The sequence below is a fragment of the Saccharothrix sp. ALI-22-I genome, assembly GCF_001984175.1.
Taxonomy (GTDB): Bacteria; Actinomycetota; Actinomycetes; order Mycobacteriales; family Pseudonocardiaceae; genus Actinosynnema.
In genome coordinates, this window is the sequence record NZ_MTQP01000047.1 from 37,836 (window position 1) to 54,864 (window position 17,029).

The 17,029-nt window shown below is 69.8% G+C and carries 13 protein-coding genes and 4 pseudogenes; 12 read left to right on the plus strand and 5 right to left on the minus strand.

The window, feature by feature from the left end; translation table 11 throughout:
* Window positions 1-41: 41 nt before the first annotated feature.
* The gene (locus ALI22I_RS08560; protein WP_077004936.1) at window positions 42-800 is read right to left on the minus strand and encodes an SAM-dependent methyltransferase; all 759 of its coding nucleotides are present in this window, start codon (window positions 798-800) and stop codon (window positions 42-44) included.
* A gap of 88 nt (window positions 801-888) precedes the next feature.
* Window positions 889-1,370 (minus strand): annotated as a pseudogene (locus ALI22I_RS08565) (transposase); the annotation flags it as partial.
* 52 nt (window positions 1,371-1,422) lie between these two features.
* Between ALI22I_RS08565 and ALI22I_RS08570 the strand changes: the two are divergent.
* From ALI22I_RS08570 to ALI22I_RS08620, 12 genes and pseudogenes are all read left to right on the plus strand, one after another.
* Window positions 1,423-2,382, plus strand: a pseudogene (locus ALI22I_RS08570) (ISAzo13 family transposase); the annotation flags it as partial.
* 155 nt (window positions 2,383-2,537) lie between these two features.
* Entirely contained in the window at window positions 2,538-2,945 is a 408-nt protein-coding gene (locus tag ALI22I_RS08575; protein ID WP_077004937.1) for a transposase domain-containing protein, read from the plus strand.
* Window positions 2,855-3,805, plus strand: a complete 951-nt coding sequence (locus ALI22I_RS08580) for an IS4 family transposase (protein ID WP_238598230.1) — start codon at window positions 2,855-2,857, stop codon at window positions 3,803-3,805. Before ALI22I_RS08575 ends, ALI22I_RS08580 begins: the two co-directional genes overlap by 91 nt.
* A gap of 17 nt (window positions 3,806-3,822) precedes the next feature.
* Window positions 3,823-4,089 (plus strand): annotated as a pseudogene (locus tag ALI22I_RS53340) (ISAzo13-like element transposase-related protein); the annotation flags it as partial.
* Between the two features lie 890 nt (window positions 4,090-4,979).
* Window positions 4,980-6,050, plus strand: a complete 1,071-nt coding sequence (locus ALI22I_RS53345; protein ID WP_077004940.1) for an integrase core domain-containing protein — start codon at window positions 4,980-4,982, stop codon at window positions 6,048-6,050.
* An 11-nt stretch (window positions 6,051-6,061) separates the two neighbouring features.
* Window positions 6,062-6,733 (plus strand): annotated as a pseudogene (locus ALI22I_RS55065) (AMP-binding protein); the annotation flags it as partial.
* Between the two features lie 165 nt (window positions 6,734-6,898).
* Window positions 6,899-7,177: an AMP-binding enzyme gene (locus tag ALI22I_RS55070; RefSeq protein ID WP_338013477.1), complete on the plus strand. Its 279-nt coding sequence runs from the start codon at window positions 6,899-6,901 to the stop codon at window positions 7,175-7,177.
* On the plus strand, window positions 7,174-8,637 hold the full coding sequence (locus ALI22I_RS08600; RefSeq protein ID WP_077004941.1) for an amino acid adenylation domain-containing protein: 1,464 nt from the start codon (window positions 7,174-7,176) through the stop codon (window positions 8,635-8,637). Before ALI22I_RS55070 ends, ALI22I_RS08600 begins: the two co-directional genes overlap by 4 nt.
* 9 nt (window positions 8,638-8,646) lie before the next feature.
* Complete coding sequence (locus tag ALI22I_RS08605) at window positions 8,647-8,919, plus strand: acyl carrier protein (protein ID WP_077004942.1); 273 nt, start codon at window positions 8,647-8,649, stop codon at window positions 8,917-8,919.
* Window positions 8,916-10,046, plus strand: a complete 1,131-nt coding sequence (locus ALI22I_RS08610) for an acyl-CoA dehydrogenase family protein (protein ID WP_077004943.1) — start codon at window positions 8,916-8,918, stop codon at window positions 10,044-10,046. The genes ALI22I_RS08605 and ALI22I_RS08610 overlap by 4 nt, the downstream gene beginning before the upstream one ends.
* 27 nt (window positions 10,047-10,073) lie before the next feature.
* Window positions 10,074-11,261, plus strand: a complete 1,188-nt coding sequence (locus tag ALI22I_RS08615; protein WP_077004944.1) for an acyl-CoA dehydrogenase family protein — start codon at window positions 10,074-10,076, stop codon at window positions 11,259-11,261.
* 6 nt (window positions 11,262-11,267) lie between these two features.
* Window positions 11,268-12,053: an alpha/beta fold hydrolase gene (locus ALI22I_RS08620; protein WP_077004945.1), complete on the plus strand. Its 786-nt coding sequence runs from the start codon at window positions 11,268-11,270 to the stop codon at window positions 12,051-12,053.
* Window positions 12,054-12,057: 4 nt separating this feature from the next.
* Here the strand turns inward: ALI22I_RS08620 and ALI22I_RS08625 are convergent, their stop codons facing one another.
* From ALI22I_RS08625 to ALI22I_RS08635, 3 genes are read right to left on the minus strand one after another with little or no spacing between them, the layout of a single operon-like run.
* On the minus strand, window positions 12,058-13,797 hold the full coding sequence (locus tag ALI22I_RS08625; protein WP_077004946.1) for an ABC transporter ATP-binding protein: 1,740 nt from the start codon (window positions 13,795-13,797) through the stop codon (window positions 12,058-12,060).
* The gene (locus ALI22I_RS08630) at window positions 13,797-15,542 is read right to left on the minus strand and encodes an ABC transporter ATP-binding protein (protein ID WP_077004947.1); all 1,746 of its coding nucleotides are present in this window, start codon (window positions 15,540-15,542) and stop codon (window positions 13,797-13,799) included. Before ALI22I_RS08630 ends, ALI22I_RS08625 begins: the two co-directional genes overlap by 1 nt.
* A complete protein-coding gene (locus ALI22I_RS08635) occupies window positions 15,539-16,972 on the minus strand; it encodes an MFS transporter (protein ID WP_077004948.1) in 1,434 nt (477 codons plus the stop codon). Before ALI22I_RS08635 ends, ALI22I_RS08630 begins: the two co-directional genes overlap by 4 nt.
* Window positions 16,973-17,029: the final 57 nt, after the last annotated feature.

Consider the following 17,029-nt stretch of genomic DNA (forward strand, 5'->3'; position numbering starts at 1 on the left):
CGAGCTGGCCGCCGTAACATTGGCAGCAACGTGAACGCCGATCAGTCGCGCGCGCCAGCGGCGGCGACGTCGTGCAGGACGAAGGTGGCGAACCCAAGCTCGCGTCGCGCGCCGCTCAGCCAGGCCTCGCGATGCTCACGTGCAACGGCAAGCGCCTGGTCACGATCCTCCGTCGTCGAGGCCTCCCGTACGGCCCAGTCGACGAGCGACCCGGTCCAACTGAACTGGTAGTCGTCCCACTCGGCCAACGTGCTTACGTGCCCGTACGACGGCTCGAACCCGTGCTCACGGGTGGCTCGCACGAGGCCGGCGAGGTCGGGATAAGCGTCGGCAGAAACCTCAAGCGCCGCCAGCGCAGAGGCCGACGGGGGGCCCTCCCAGATGCTGTCGCCGATCAGCGCTTGGCCGCCGGGGCGCAGATGCCGCCGGACAGCGACCAGCATGTCCTCTAGCCGGCCGAAGGCGTGGCTCGCACCGACGCACAGCACCACGTCGAAGACCCCGTCGGCCCAGGTGGCGGCATCCGTTTCGATCCAGCGCACACGGTCGCTCAGCCCCCGCTCGCCGGCACGCCCGGCGGCAGAGGCTGGGAGCATGTGGTCTATCCCTACGCCCGTGATCCCGGGGTGGGCAAGCAGCAACTCCTGCAGCCACTCGCCCTCTCCGCACCCGAGGTCGACGGCGCGGGCGCCGTCGCTTGGGCGCAGCCAGCCGACCAGTTCGCGTAGCCGCTGGGGCGCCACCGGCGCCGCGATCGGATGGCGCAGGTGGGCAATGTCGAAGATCTCGGAGCGCTCCACTGCAGCAACTCTACAAGCAGACTCAACCGAGGCTGAGGCATGCCAGAGTGAGGCACATGATCCGCCGCACTTGTGTGGATCGGCGTGGTCATGCGACGTGCTGATCGCCTCCTGACTTCTCGTCGGGTCGCTCGACCAGGACGCCGCGTTCGAAGGTCGCGCCAGCGCGGACGAGGGCGACCAGGTGGGGTGCGTTGACCGCTCGCCACCGGTGCTGGGCGGACTCGATCAGCTTGAACGCCATAGCCAGGCCTGCCGCGCGGGATTCGGGGCCCCCTTGGTGACCTTCTGCCGCAACCGCACGGTCGCGAAGGTCGACTCGATCGGGTTCGTGGTCCGCAGGTGCACCCAGTGCTCGGCCGGGTAGTTGTAGAACTCCAGCAACACGTCCAGGTCGTCGGTGATCTTCGCGGCAGCCTTGGGAAACTTCACCCCGTAGGCATCGGCGAAGCTCTTGGCCGCTGTCCGGGCGTGGTCGGCGTCTTCGGCGTTGTAGATTTCCTGCATCGCTTTGGTCGCTGCGGGCTGCGCTGACTTCGGCAGCGCCGCAAGAACATTCGCACTCTTGTGAAGCCGTAAAGATCAAGGTGTTGCTTTCGGTCTTGGTGCTCGTTGGTCTGGTATGGCGATCACGCGGGAGGTCCTGTCGCAGCTCGGGCGCCGGTTCGCGGCGCTGTTGCCGCACCTGAACGAGCGGCAGCGACGCCTGGCCGTGGCCACCGAGGCCCGGCTGCTCGGCCACGGCGGCGTGCGCGTCGCGGCACAGGTCGCCCGAGTGAGCGAGACCACCGTCCGACGAGGCATGGCGGAACTGGACGCGGGCGGCGATCCGTTTCCGGACGGTCGGGTCCGTGCGGTGGGCGGCGGCCGTAAGCGGGCCGAGAAGAACGATCCCGTCGTGCTGGACGCGCTGCTGGCCCTGGTCGAGCCGGATGAGCGGGGCGATCCGGAATCCCCGTTGCGGTGGACGACGAAGTCGTTGCGGCACTTGGCCGAGGAGCTGACCCGGCAGGGACATCCGGTGTCGGCTCCGACGGTCGGCCGGTTGTTGAAGTCGGCCGGGTTCAGCTTGCAGGCCAACGCCAAGACGTTGGAAGGCGCACAGCACCCGGATCGGGATGCGCAGTTCCGCTATATCAACGAGCAGGTGAAGGACCACCAGGCCAGTGGCGAGCCGGTGATCAGCGTGGACACGAAGAAGCGGGAACAGTTGGGGCGCTTACCGGTGGCCGGACGGGAGTGGCGGCCGCAGGGGGAGCCGGTCGCGGTGGAGGACCACCACTTCTTCAGCGGCCCGGACGTGGAGCAGGCCATCCCGTACGGGATCTACGACATCACCCGCAATACCGGCTGGGTCAACGTGGGGGTCGATCACGACACCTCGGTGTTCGCGGTCGAGTCGATCCGCCGCTGGTGGAAAGCGCGCGGCAGTCTGGACCATCCGAATGCGTCGAGGTTGCTGATCACCGCCGATGCGGGTGGCTCCAACGGCTACCGCTACCGGGTGTGGAAGAGCGAGTTGGCCGCCCTGGCCGCGGAGACCGGGCTGGCGATCACGGTCTGTCACTTCCCTCCGGGAACACAATGCCGTTGTTTGCGGTGCGTAGTAGTTGCAGGGAGCGTGGCGACGCGCCGGCAGTGTGATCGTTGTTCTGGTCGTGCATTCGTGGATCGGACTGTCTGACGAGGTCAGGCTGGGCGTGCTCACCCGCTGGGTGACCGCGGAGCTGGTGGACGGTGCTGGCCGCGTGCGGCAGGCGGGACCGCCGGCAGGGGGCGCTGTCGGCGAGGTTCATGGTGTACTTCACCCTCGCTTTGGCGCTGTTCCACCAGGACTCCTATGACGACGTCGCGGAGAACCTGGTCGGCGCGTTGCCCGACATGGGCGACGACATCCCCAACCGGGCGTCGTTCACCAGGGCGCGGCAGCGCCTGGGGCCGCGCCCGCTGGAGGCGGTGTTTCGCGCTGTGGCCGGGCCGGCGGCCCCGAGCGGGCTGACCGCGGCGTTCTACCGGGGATGCGCCTGGCCGCGGTGGACGGGTTCCTGCTGGACGTGCCCGACACCGAGGCCAACCGGCGTGCCTTCGGCGGGCCCAGCGACGCGCGCGGCAACGACGCGGGGTTCCCGCAGGCGCGGGTGGTGACCCTGACCGAGACTGGGACCCACGCGTCGATCGATGCGAGGGTGGGTGGGTTCAACGGCGGCGAGCGGGAGTTGGCCATCGCCATGGCCGGCTCGGCCGCGGGGATGCTCGTGATCATGGATCGCGGCTTCCCCGGAGTCGAGCTATGGAAGGCATACACGGCAGCGGGAGCGCACTTGTTGCTCCGTGCCCGGTCCTGTGTCGCCCGCCGTCCGGTCCAGATCCTGGCCGACGGGAGCTATCTGGCGCGGATGAACCTGGCCGGGCAGAAGGGCGCCCACCCCGGCGGGGTGCTGGTCCGCGTCATCGAGTACCAAGTGGACGAAGGGGGGATCATCAGGCTGCTCACCGATCTACTCGACCCATACGTCCATCCGGCGGCGGAACTGGCGACCCTGTACCACGAAAGGTGGGAGGTCGAGTCCTCTTACCGACAGATCAAGACATTTCAGCGCGGCCCCGGGCAGGTCCTGCGCTCGGCTGGCCCGGACCTGGTTCGCCAGGAGGTGTGGGCTCACCTGGTCGTGCACCACTGCCTGACCAGGATCATCATGGAATTGGCTGATGGACACGGCATCGACCCGGATCGCCTGTCGTTCATCAAGATCCTCAAGCACGTCCGCCGCAGTGTGGTCCGGCAGTGTGCCGATACGCCGGCGAAGGTCAGGAAGTTCATGGCGATGCCGGCGTCGAAGGTGTGCCGCAAGCTCGACAACCGCGCCCGCCGTCTCCGCGAGGCCGCTCGGCTCCTCAAACGGCCCGAGTCGAAGTACTCCTACCGAGGCAAAGTCCAGCAACGCGGACCGACCGGCAAAGCAAGGCCGAAGGCCATCGCCCTCAACCCGACACTGCTTCAGTGATCAAACAACGGCATTGTCCGGGAACAAGTAAGTGGAACAAGATTGAGCACCGACTGTTCTCGCATATCACCCTCAACTGGCGGGGGCGTCCGTTGACCAGCCACGAGGTCGTGGTCAAGACCATCGCGGCGACCCGCACTCGCGCCGGGCTGCGGGTCGAAGCGGCTCTGGACACCGGCGACTACCCCACCGGCGTCGCGATCGGCAAGGAACGCTTCACCGCCCTGCCGCTGCAGCGGCATGCCACCCACGGCACCTGGAACTACACCCTGCTCCCACAGCCCGCCACGACGACCGACGTGGCAGCGGTGGGCGAGTCGGACGGGCCGGCCGGTCGCCGCCAGGCCATGCTCACCCGCCTGGCCGACCCCCGGCTGACCGGCCTGACCGGCACCGAACTCGACCGGCTGTCCAACGCCCTCGCACTGGCCCAAGCCGCCCGGACACAACAGCGCTACACCGAGCAACGCGGCGGCCGTGCCCGGCGGGCCACCGGCAGACTCCGCGGTGGCAAGCCGTTGTTCGACGACGCCGACCGCCTGCTGCTCACCCTTGTCTACCAACGGCAGGTCTGCTCCATGAACGTGCTCGCAGACCTGCTCGAGGTCACCGGCACCTGCATCGGGGACCTGGTGAAGCAGACGCGCGACGTCCTCGAAGACCACGGCCACAACCCAGGAGTGGCCTCGGTGCGCTTCGCCACCGCTCGCGACCTGCTCACGTTCCTCGATCACGGAATCCGCCCGGCCCGAACCGCGATCATCGAGGCGTTGTCCGATCCCGCCCTGACCGGGATGAGCCGGGACGAGCTGAACGACCTCACCGAACGGCTCGCGCCCCGACAGGCCGCTCACGCCGAACGTCTCACTCATCAGCGCCGTGGCGGCCCTCGCCGGCCCGGCGCCCGTGGTGGTGTCTTTCCCCAGAAGATCAGCAACAGTGAACGCGTCCTGCTCACTGTCCTGTATCTCAGGAAACTGTGCACATTGGACGTTCTCGCCGACGCTCTCGGCGACGTGAGCCGCTCGGCCGTCGCCGGTGTCGTCCGCGAGACACGGCCGCTCCTGGAGCGGGACGGCTGTCTCCCATACCCTGTGGGGTGCCAGAACTCTGCACCAGGTCGCTGAGCTGCGGTGATCGTGCACCGTGGATTACAGGAGCATGATCGTGAGGCGTGGCGTTACGACTGCTGTACCTGATCTTCGTTCGACTCGGTGATTGGCTGGCGCTTCTCGGCCGGTCCTCCACCGCCAAGGACGTCGAACTGCTGGTGCTGCGACACGAGATCGCCGTACTGCGCCGGACCACTCCCCGCCCACGATTGGAGTGGGCCGATCGCGCGGTGCTCGCCGCATCGACCCGCCGACTCCCCCGACTGCCGCGCGAGCACCGGTTGGTAACACCGGCCACCGTCCTCAGATGGCACCGGCGCCTGGTCGCGAAGAAGTGGACCTACCCGAACCGCACCGGGCGACCGCCGGTGAACGACACCGTCGTGGCGTTGATCGAGCGCATGGCCCGGGAGAACAGCGGCTGGGGCTACCGCCGAATCCAAGGCGAGCTGCTCAAGCCCGGTCACCGGACAGTCGCCTCGACCGTGCGCCGCGTACTCAAGCGCCTACGCATACCGCCCGCACCCAAGCGCGACACCGACACCTCGTGGCGGCGTTTCCTACACGCCCAGGCCGCGAGCATGTTGGCCTGCGACTTCTTCCACGTCGACTGCGCGATCACCCTCAAGCGGATCTACGTCTTCTTCGTAATGGAAGTCGCCACCCGCTACGTCCACATCCTCGGCACCACCACCAACCCCGACGCAGCATGGACCACCCAACAGACCCGCAACCTGCTCATGGACCTCGACGACCGGGCCGACGACTTCCGGTTCCTCATCCGAGACCGGGCCGGTCAGTTCACCGCCTCGTTCGACGCCGTCCTCGCCGACACCGGCATCCAAGTCGTGAAGATCCCACCACGGTGTCCACGAGCCAACACCTACGCCGAACGATTCGTCGGCACCGTCCGACGCGAAGCCACCGACCGCCTGCTCATCCTCAACGAACACCACCTACGGGCGGTGCTGAACCGCTACGCGAACCACTACAACCACCGCAGACCACACCAAGCCCGACAACTCACCCCACCACGACCGGACCACCCGATCGCAGAGCCGAACCACACGTCGATACGCCGCCGACCAATCCTCGGCGGCCTGATCAACGAGTACGAACCCACAGCAGCCTAACCGCAGGTCAGACCATGCGGCCGACTTCTGGCACCCCACAGGCCTCCCCCGCCGCCGAGGACATGGCACTACTCCTGCTCTCCGGCGGCACCACCGGGCTGCCCAAGCTCATCCCCCGGTCGCACGCCGACTACCTCTACAACGGACGCGCGGCGGGCGAGGTGTGCGGGCACTCGTCGGACACCGTGTACCTGGCGACCCTGCCCGTGGCGTTCAACTACACGATGAACTGCCCCGGCGTCCTGGGCACGCTGGCCGTCGGCGGCAAGGTCGTGCTGGCGGCCAACCCCGACCCGTCCTACTGCTTCGAGCTGATCGAGCGGGAACGGGTCACCATCACCGCGATCAACCCGCAATTGGCGCCCGTGTGGCTCGCCGAGCGGGGGGGCACCCGTGCCGACCTGTCGAGTCTGCGCGTCCTCCAGGTGGGCAGCGCGCGGCTGGCCGACGACGTGGCGCGGCAGATCATCACCGAGTTCACCGGCACCGTGCTCCAGCAGGTGTTCGGGATGGCGGAGGGCCTGCTCTGCCTGACCAGGCTGGACGACTCGCCGGAGATCATCGCCACGACCCAGGGCCGACCGATCTCCCCCGCCGACGACGTGCGGGTGACCGACGACGAGGACCGGGACGTGTCGGACGGGGAGGTGGGCGAACTGCTCGCCCGCGGCCCGTACACGTTGCGCGGCTACTACCGCGCGCCCGAGCACAACGCGAAGACCTTCACCGATGACGGGTACTACCGCACCGGTGACCGGGTCCGCCGGCTGCCCTCCGGCCACCTGATCGTCGCCGGTCGCAGCAAGGACCAGATCAACCGCGGCGGCGAGAAGATTCCGGCGACGGAGGTGGAGAACCACCTCCAGGCCCACCCTGCCATCCAGTCGATAGCCCTGCTGCCCACACCGGATCCGGATCTCGGGGAGCGCTCGGTAGCGTTCATCGTGCCGACCGGGGCGAGCACGCCGACCAGGCGCGAACTGGCCGCGTTCCTCACCGAACGGGGTGTCGCGGCCTACAAGGTGCCGGACGAGGTGCGCACGGTGGAGACGATGCCGCTCACCCCGGTCGGCAAGATGGACAAGAAGGCGTTGGCAGTGCTGCTGGACAAGGGTACATCCGCATGACCCTCGACCGACTGCTCACCGACACCGCGGGCCTGCACCCGGGCCGCCCCGCGCTCAGCGACGGCAGCACCGCACTCACCTACTCGGAACTGGACCACGAGGTGGCCGACGTGGCCGCCGCGCTCATCGCACACGGCGTCCGACGCGGCGACCACGTCGGTGTCCTGGCGCCGAAAGGTGCCGACGCGGTTCGCGCGATCCACGCCGCTCTTCGAGCCGGCGCGGTCGCGGCCCCGTTGGACCCGACGGATCCCGCCGAACGCGTGGAACGCATGGCGCACACGGCGGGGCTCGGGTTCCTCGTCGTCGCCGGACCGGTGCCCGCCGGGTTCGTCGACCGCTCCGCTCCGCTCGGTCACGGGCTGCGACTGGCCGTGGCTCACGGGCACACGCCGGCACGCACCCCCGACGGGGGCTACATGCTGTTCACCTCGGGCAGCACCGGCTGGCCCAAAGGTGTCCTGCTGTCTCATGAGAACGTGCTCCACTTCGTCCGGTGGACGGTCGAGGAGTTCGGCGTCGGTCCGGACGACCGGATCGGCTCGCAGGCCGCGCTGACGTTCGACCTGAGCACGTTCGACCTGTTCGCCGCGGCGATGACGGGCGCCTGCGCGGTGCTGCTCCCCGATGTGCTCAAGAACTTCCCGCGCGACGTCGTGACGTGGCTGGCCGAGGAACGGATCTCCCTGTTCTACGCGGTGCCGACGCTCTATCAGTCGCTACTGCGCGGCGGCATCGAGACGACGCCACTGCCGCGGTTGCGCGTCCTCGCCTTCGCCGGCGAGGCCTTCCCCGTCGGACCTCTGGAGCGCTACGTCCGGTTGTTCCCGCACAGCCGTTTCTACAACCTGTACGGACCGACCGAGACCAACGTCTGCACCTTCGAGCGCATACCCTGGAACTGGACGGCCGCCGAGCCGTTGTCGATCGGCCACGCACTGCCCGGCCTGCGGGTTGAACTGGTCGACGAGAACGGCGTCGCCGGCCCGGAGGGCGAGATCGCAGTCAGCGGCCCGGCCGTTTTCCGCGGATACCTCCAGGACGGCGTGCTGCGACCGCGCCTCGCCACCATCACGTGCGGCAAGGAGCGGCTCACCGCCTACCTGACCGGCGACCTCGGTGTGCGCGACGCCGAGGGACGGATCCACCTGCGCGGCCGACGCGACCACCAGGTCAAGCGGCGCGGCCACCGCATCGAACTCGGCGACATCGAGAGCGTGGTCCAAGAGTTGCCCGCGGTGCGGGCGTGTGCGGCCGTGTGGCGGCCCGACATCGTGGACGGCGGTGAGATCTGGCTCCACCTGGTGTGCGACGACGCCGAGCCTGAGGCAGTCGTCCGCGCCGTGCACGAGGCGCTGCCGCGACGCATGGCGCCGGACCACGTCGTCGTCACAGCGGAACTGCCCCTGACCAACCGCGGGAAGATCGACCGCGAGGCCCTGGCCTCGACAGCAACCTAGGCGGAGGACATGAACAGCGTCGACGATCTGTGCGACCTCATCCGGGCGATCCTCGCCGACACGTCCGCGCCGGCCGACGTGGACATCGAGCCGCAGACGGCCCTGCTCGTATCCGGGCTCCTCGACTCGCTGACGATCATGCGGATCGCCACCCGCATCGAGGAGACGGCCGGTGTCGCGTTCCCCGAAAGCGAAGTGGTGGCGGCGAACTTCCGCACACCCCAGACCCTGTGGGCGCTGGTCGAGACGCTTCGGGCCGAGAAGAGCGCGGTGACGCGGTGATCGGGACCGTGACGGACGATCTGGTCGCCGAGTGGTCCGAGTTCTCCGAATCGGCACTGGGCGGCTTGGGTTCCGCCGACTTCCGCACGCAGTGGAAGGCCATCGCGGGCGGCGGAATCCTGAGGACGGCTGCCTCGGACGCCTCCGTCGGCCCGGTCACCCGCGCGCTCGCCGCGGTCGAGGGAATCGGAGTCGGTGGTACGCCCGCCGGACTGTGCTATGCGCTGGCGTCCCAGCGGTTCGGCATTCAATTCCCCCTTCAAAGCTTCGGTGCACCGGCCTGGACCGCATTGGCGGATGGGGTCGAACGAGGCGACATCCTGCTCTGCCACGCGCTCACCGAGGAGGGAGGCGGCAGCGACCCGCTGTCGATGACCACGCGGGCCGTGCCCTCGGGCGACGGGGGATGGCGGTTGAACGGGCGCAAGGCGTTCGTCACCGCGGCTCCGGTGGCCGACCACGCGCTGGTGTTCGCCCGAACCGCGACCGAGCGGACGCCGTTCGCGCTGTCGGCCTTCCTGGTCGACCTGTCGACGTCCGGCGTCCGACGCAGCGACCCCTTCCCCAAGGTGGCGCTGACCGGGGTGCCCATGGGCGCGCTCGACTTCGACGACGTGCGGCTGGAGCCCGAACGGCTGGTGGGCCAGGAAGGCGCCGGGTTGGCGCTCCTCACCACCACCACGTCGTGGGAGCGCGCCCTGCTGCTCGGCTACGCGCTCGGACCGATGCGACGGGTGCTGGACCGCACGGTCGACTGGGCGCGATCCCGGCGGCAGTTCGACCGGCCGATGGGTGGGAGCCACCTCGTCGCCGGGCGGATCGCGGACATGGCGCTGGCCGTGCACCGCTCCCGCACGCTGGTCTACGCGATGGCCCACCGGTTCGACCGGTCGGAGTCCGCGCGGAGCCTGGCCTCCGACGCGGCGCTGACCAAGATCTCCGTGGCTCAGGACTACCTCGAGTTCAGCCGACAGGCGGCGATGCTGGGCGGCGTGCGGTCGTTCATCGCGGACACGGGGCTGACGGTCGACCTGGCCGACCCGATGGCCGCCTCGGTGTACGCGGGCCCCAACGACCTGCTGCGCGTGTCCGTCGCCCGTGAACTCGGCCTGCCCGTGCAGAACTGACCGCGCTTTCGAACAGGACGGGATTGCATGCGCACCATCGACGCGCCGGACGTGGAAACCACTCTGCTGCAAGTGGCGGAGGTCGCCGCCGGGCTGCGGCTCGTGGCCGGGGAGGTCGACGACGGGCGCATCCCCGTCGGGCACGGGTACGAGGTGGTGCGCGACACCGGTCTGCTCACCCTCCTCGTGCCCCGGGCCGCAGGCGGCAGCGGACTGTCCTATCTGGACTACACCCGCGTGCTGGAGGTGTTGGCGACAGGGGACGCGGCCACCGCCTTGGGGTACAACATGCACAACGTCGCCATCGGCGCACTGTGCGAGAGCGCGGCCCGTGACCTGCCGCCGAAGGCCGACGCGTTCCGCCGATGGGTGTTCGACGAGGTCGTGCACCGCGGTCGGATGTTCGCCTCGGCGACGTCGGAGGTGGGCGCGGGCGCCAAACTCACCGGTGTCAAGGCCACGTACCGGCGGACGGACGACGGCTTCGTCCTCAACGGCCACAAATCGTTCGTGTCCCTGGCCGGGATCGCCGACTACTACATCACCACCGCGCGGCGCGAGGGTACGGACGCGGCGGACGAGGTGTCGCACTTCGTGGTCGCCCGGGACGACGTGGGGGTGTCGTTCGACGGGCTGTGGGACGGCGCGGCGCTCAACGGGACCGCCACCGCGGCGATGACCATGTCGGAGGTCCGGATCGGCGCCGATCGGCTGTTCCTCGGGATCGAGGGCATGTCGCTGTTCAAACTGGTGCGCGAGCCGCACTGGATGGTGTCCGGCTACATGGGCGCCTACCTGGGCGTGGCCGAGTCGATCCTTCGGCACACCACCGACTCCGTCCGGGCGGACGAGCGCAAACGCGACTCCGCGGTCGTCCGTGCCGACGTCGGGCGGGTGGCGATCGAGGTGGCCGCCGCTCGGGCCCTGGTGCACGCGGCGGCCCGGCTGGTCGACGAGCGCAAGGGCAGTGTGGAGGCCAACAGCGCGGTGCACGCGGCGAAGTACTGCATCGGGGAACTGGTGCCGCGCCTGGCGCAGACGGCCGTGCGGATCTGCGGGTCGTCCGCGCTGCGCAAGTCGAACCCGCTGGAACGGCTGATGCGGGAGGCCGCGTTCTGCGCCGTGATGCCCGCCAAGCCCGACGAGTGCCTGGACTACGTCGGCAAGGCCCGGCTCGGGTTCAACATGTTCGATTCGACCACGATCGAGTGGTGAGGCGCCGTGCCGGTGATCGAACTGTCCGGCGGCCCGGTGGAGTACCGGCGCGTCGCCGGTTCCCCCGACCTGCCGGCCCTGGTCTTCCTGCACGAGGGCCTCGGCTGCACGGCGACGTGGGGCAGGTTCCCCGATCGCGTCGCTCACGCCACCGGACGGGAGGCCCTGGTCTACTCCCGCCACGGCTACGGGGCCTCGGGCCCGGCCACGACTCCGCGGACGCCTCGCTACCTGCACGACGAGGCGTTGGAGACGCTACCGGAACTGCTCGACCGCCTGGGGCTACACCGGCCCGCGCTGGTCGGGCACAGCGACGGAGCCTCGATCGCCCTCCTGCACGCCTCCCGTCACCCGGTGGACCAGGTGACGGTGATGGCACCGCACGCCTTCGTCGAGGCCAGGACGTTGGCCGGTATCCGGGAGTCGATCGCCGCCTACGCCGCAGGCCCTCTGCGTCGCCGCCTGGCCCAGGTCCACGACGACCCGGACACCGCGTTCACCTCCTGGACCGGTGTCTGGCTCTCCGCCGCCTTCCGGGAGTGGGACATCACCGCGGAGTTGGCCGGTGTCGACGCCCCCGTCCTGATGGTCCAGGGCGATCACGACCAATACGGCACCACCGCCCAGCTCGACGCCGTGGAACGCGCGGTGCGGGGCCCGACCAGGCGAGCAGAGCTGTCGGACTGCGGGCACTTGCCGCACGTGGAGAAGCCGGAGGAAGTCCTCGGGCTGGTCGAGAACTTCCTCCGGTCCAGGGTCGGCGCGGACGACCTGGGCGCCGGCGTGCCGTGACCGCTCAGCCGGACTTGAGGCGCCAACCGCCCACGCGGTCGCGTTCGCTCCAGAACCGGCGGTAGAGGCCGTCCACGGCCATCAGCTCCTGGTGGGTACCCGACTCCCGCACACATCCCCCGTCGAGCACCAGGATGCGGTCGGCGTCGACCACCGTGGACAACTGGTGGGCGATCACCAGGAGCGTGCAACGGCCGGCGAGCGCACGAACGGTGTCGGTGATCGCGGCCTCGTTGACCGAGTCCAGCGCGGCGGTGGCCTCGTCGAGGATGACGACGGGAGCACGTTTGAGGATGGCGCGGGCCAGGGAGACGCGTTGGCGTTCGCCCCCGGACAGCGCGGCGCCGCCTTCACCTACACGGGTGTCCCAACCATCCGGGAGCCGGTGGACGATCTCGTCGACCCTGGCCAGACGCGCGGCCTCGGCGACGTCCTCGTCGCTCGCGTCCGGTCGACCGAGCCGGACGTTCTCCGCGATGGTGCCCTCGAACAGGTAGACGTGCTGGAACACCGGGGCGACGAGCGCGGTGCGGTCGGCGGCGCTCAGCTCGCGCACGTCGACGCCGCCGATCCGGACCGAACCCGAGTCGACGTCCCAGAATCGGGCGATGAGCCGGGTGAGCGTCGTCTTGCCCGAGCCCGACGGTCCCACGAGCGCTGTCACGCCGTTGGCGGGGATGACCGCGTTCACCCCGTCGAGGAGGAAGCGGTCGGTCGGCGAGCCGGGATAGCGGAACCGGACGTCGACCAGCTCGATCCGCGAGCCCGCGGGTGTGCGTGGCCGTCCCGGTTCGGGCAGCGGCGGCACGTCGAGGATTTCCCGCACCTGCGCCAGCCGGGCTTTGACGGTGCGCAACGAGCCGCCGAGGTCGCCGAGCGCGGAAACGGGTTCGGCGAACCGGACCACCAGCACGGCCAGCGCGATGAACTGCGGCACGTCCGCGGTGTCACCGAGGGCGAGCAATGCGCTCACCGCCAGCACGAACGTCACCGACAACTGCACAGCCCCGCCGAAAAGCCCGCGCGCCAACGAGTTTCGCCGGAGCTGTCGCCGGCCGGCCTCGTGCTGCCCGACCAGCACCTCGTCCAGTCTGTCCTGGTGCGCACGCCCACCGCCGAAGGCGCGCAGCACCGACTGGCGTTGGGCGAACTCCAGGATCCGGTCGTTGGACCGGCCGATCGCGGCGTCCACGTCGGCGTCGGTTTCCGCCAGCACTCTGGTCGACCAGCGGTACGCGGCGTAGAGCACGGGCACGGTCGCCGCCATCGCCAACGCCGGCCGCCAATCGAACACCGCCATGCCCACCAACACGGTCAGCGGTGTGGCGACCGCGGTGATCAGCGGACCCACCAGGTGCGCGAACACGACGGTGACCTCGCCGACGCCCGCGGTGGCCAGCCTGGTGAGCGAACCGAGCCTCACCGCGGCGAACCAGCCCAGCGGCAGGTCGCCGAGGTGGTCGCCGAGCCTGCGGTACAGGGCTCCGGTCGCGGCCACCGCAGTGCGGAAGCCGAGCAGCGCCTGCACGTAGTAGGCGACCCCGGTCACGACGGCCGCCACCGCGAGCGCCGCCAGCCAACGCAGGGCCGCGTCGGTCTCCCCGCGCAGCAGCGCCCGCAGCAACGGCACGAGCAGCACGAAGACGACACCTTGCGACACCGCGTGCCAGAGGACGGCGGCCAAGTGCAGCCGGATCCGCCGCGCCTCCCCCGACCCGATCACGCGGATGAGTTCACGCAGCATCAGCGTCGTCCTCCCGTGGGCGTGCCCTGTTGTTCGGCCGCCTGCCACAGACGTCGGTAGACGCCGTCGTGGGTGAGCAGCTCGGCGTGGGTGCCGCGCTCGACCAGCGTTCCGGCGTCCAGCACGAGGATCTGGTCGGCCTCGGTCACCGTGTGCAGGCGGTGCGCGACGAACAACACCGTTCGCCCGGCGACCAACGCCGACAGCGCGTCGTAGATGGCCGCTTCCGACTCGGGATCGACGAACGCCGTCGCCTCGTCCAGCACGAGGACCGGGGCGTCGGCGAGCAGCGCGCGGGCGATCGCCACCCGTTGTGCTTCTCCACCGGACAGTTGCGCGTCCTCGCCGACCACGGAGTCGTAGCCGCGGGGCAGCGCGGTGATCCGGTCGTGGCACCGAGCCGCGACGGCCGCCGCACGCACGTCGTCGTCACCGGCGTCCGGTCGGCCGAGACGGATGTTGTCGGCGATGCTCGCCGTCACCAGGCCGGCGTCCTGGAAGACGAACGAGACCGACGCGTACAGGGCGGCCGCGTCGAGATCCCGCAGATCCACTCCCCCCACCCGGATCGAGCCTTCCCACGGGTCGAAGAAGCGGGACAGCAGGGCGGCGGTGGTGGACTTGCCCGCACCGGACGGGCCGACCAGGGCGGTGACCGTGCCGGGTTCCAGCACGAAACCCACGTCACGAAGGCTCGGCGCCCCTTCCTGGTAGCCGAAGGTGACGTGCTCGAACTCCACCCGGCTGTCGGCCGGGCTACCCGACACGGGTGGTTCCGGCAGTTCCGCCGTGGCCAGCACCTCGTCCACTCGTTCGGCGGCGGCACGCGCGGCGGCGAACGCCTGAGGGCCGTACGTGATCACCACCAGCGGTGCGGTAAGCGCGAGGCCCAGCAACACGAACGGCAGCACGTCGATCGGCCGGACGAGACCGAGTGCGACGAACACCGTGCCCGCCGCGGTGGCCGACAGCAGCATCGCCGCCGGACTGACCAACGCATATGCCGTCGCGCTCAGCTTCAGGATCGGTCCCTTCACCGCGCTGAACGCGACCATGTAGTCGTCGATCGCGCGGTGGAACCGGTTGTCCGCCCGGTCGCGCCCGCCGAACGCCTTGATCACCGCGATGCCCTGGACGAACTCCACTACCGCCCTGGTGATGCCCGCGACCGCGCCCGCCATCCGCTCGCCCTGACGGCTGCCGCGCCGACCGGTGGCTACGAACAGCACTGCGAACAGTGGCAGCAGGACCAGCGTGGCCAGCGTCAGCCGCCAGTCGAACACCACGAGCAACAGCAGTGCGCTCACGGGCATCACCACGGCCGCGGTCAGGTCGGGCAACGCGTGGGCGACCAGATAATGGACGGCCTCGATGTCGTCCGCCAGCGCCTTCTTCACCGTGGCGCTGTTCCTCGCACCGAACCAGCCGAGCGGGACGCGGCCGAGCTTGGCCGCGACCCGCCTGCGCACGGCGAGTTGGAAGTCGATGTCCGCGTCGTGCATCAACTGGTAACCCACCGCTTGGGCGACCAGACGCACGACCAGCGCGCCCGCCGCGAACGCGACCACGGCCCACACCGCGCCCCGATCCACCTCGGGGCGCAGCAGTTCCAGCGCCAGGAGGTGGATCGCGACGAAGGTGGCCAGCGACGCCACGGTGGCGACGGCCTGGAGCACGACGCCCCCGGTGATCCGGCCGCGCACCGGCCGCAGCATCGAGCGCAAGCCGTCCTGGTGCCCGGTCATCGGTGGGCGACGCGGTCTGGTTTGACCGCGAACACCGCGATCAGTGTGGCAACGGCCAGCACGACGGCACTGGCCAGGAACGCGATGGCGTAGCCGTCGGTCAGCGTCCTGTCGGACAGCGGACCGGCCGCCGCGGTCACCGAGATGGCCACGACGTTGAGGGCGGAGATGCCGACCGCGCCACCGATCTCGCGCATGGCGTTGGTCAGTGCACCGGCCACTCCGGCGTCGCCGTGGTCGACGCCGTCGAGGGTCAGTTTCATGACCGTGGTCATCGCCGCGCCGATGCCGAGTCCCACCACGACCTGCGCCGGCATCAGCGTGCTCCAGAAGCCGGTCGTCGGCTCGATCAGGCCGAGCCAGCCGATACCCAGCACGCCCGCCAGGAGCCCGACGATCACCACACCGCGCGCGCTCATCCGGCCGAGCAGGCGCCCCGCGACCACCGAGCCGATGAAGATGCCGACGCCGATGGGCACGAAGGCCAGGCCGGTGCGCAGCGGCGTGTAGTCCTGCACGACCTGGAGGTAGTAGGTCAGGAAGAGGTAGAACGCGTACAGCGCCCCACCGATCAGGAAGACCACGGCGTAACCGCTGCCGCGCACCCGGTCGCGTACGACCCGCAGCGGCATCATGGGCGCGGCGGACCGGTGCTCGATCCACACGAACGCCACCAGCAGCACGATCCCCACCAGTACGAAGGTCAGCGTGGATGCGCTCAGCCAACCGCGCTCGACGGCCTGGGAGATCCCGTAGATCAACGTGCCGACGCCGAGCGTGCCGGTCAACGTGCCGGGCAGGTCGTAGCGGACGGGCCCACCGGCCCGGCTGTCGCGGAGCACCCGGAACGCGGCGATCAGGATCAGCAGCACCACGGGCACGTTGATCAGCAGAGTCCACCGCCACGAGCCGTACTCCGTGAGCACGCCGCCGAGCACCATGCCGATGACGCCACCGGTGCCGACCGCCGCGCCGAAGATGCCGAACGCCTTTCCGCGTTCGGCGGGATCGGTGAAGGTGGTCGCCAGCAGCGCCAGTCCGGCGGGCGCGAGGAACGCGGCGAACCCGCCCTGCACAGCGCGCGCGGTCAGCAGGATCGCGGCGTTCTCCGCGAGACCACCGACCGCGGACGCGACGGCGAAACCCACCAGGCCCCAGACGAACATCCGCTTGCGGCCGTGGAGGTCGGCCATCCTGCCGCCGAGCAGCAACAGGCCGCCGAAGGTCAGGGAGTACCCGGTGACCACCCACTGCTTGGCCACGTCGGACATGCCGAGCGCCTGCTGAGCCGACGGCAGCGCGATGTTGACCACCGAAGCGTCCAGCACGACGAGCAGCTGGGCGGCGGCGATCACGGCCAGCGCTAACCAACGCCGTGGATCAGCGCTGTCCGTGCTTCCGCTTGCCGTCTCGGCGGCGGACTGTGCCATGACATCCCCAATCGATTCACGGCGGCTGCGACCGCCGACTTTGCGACAAACTGTCAT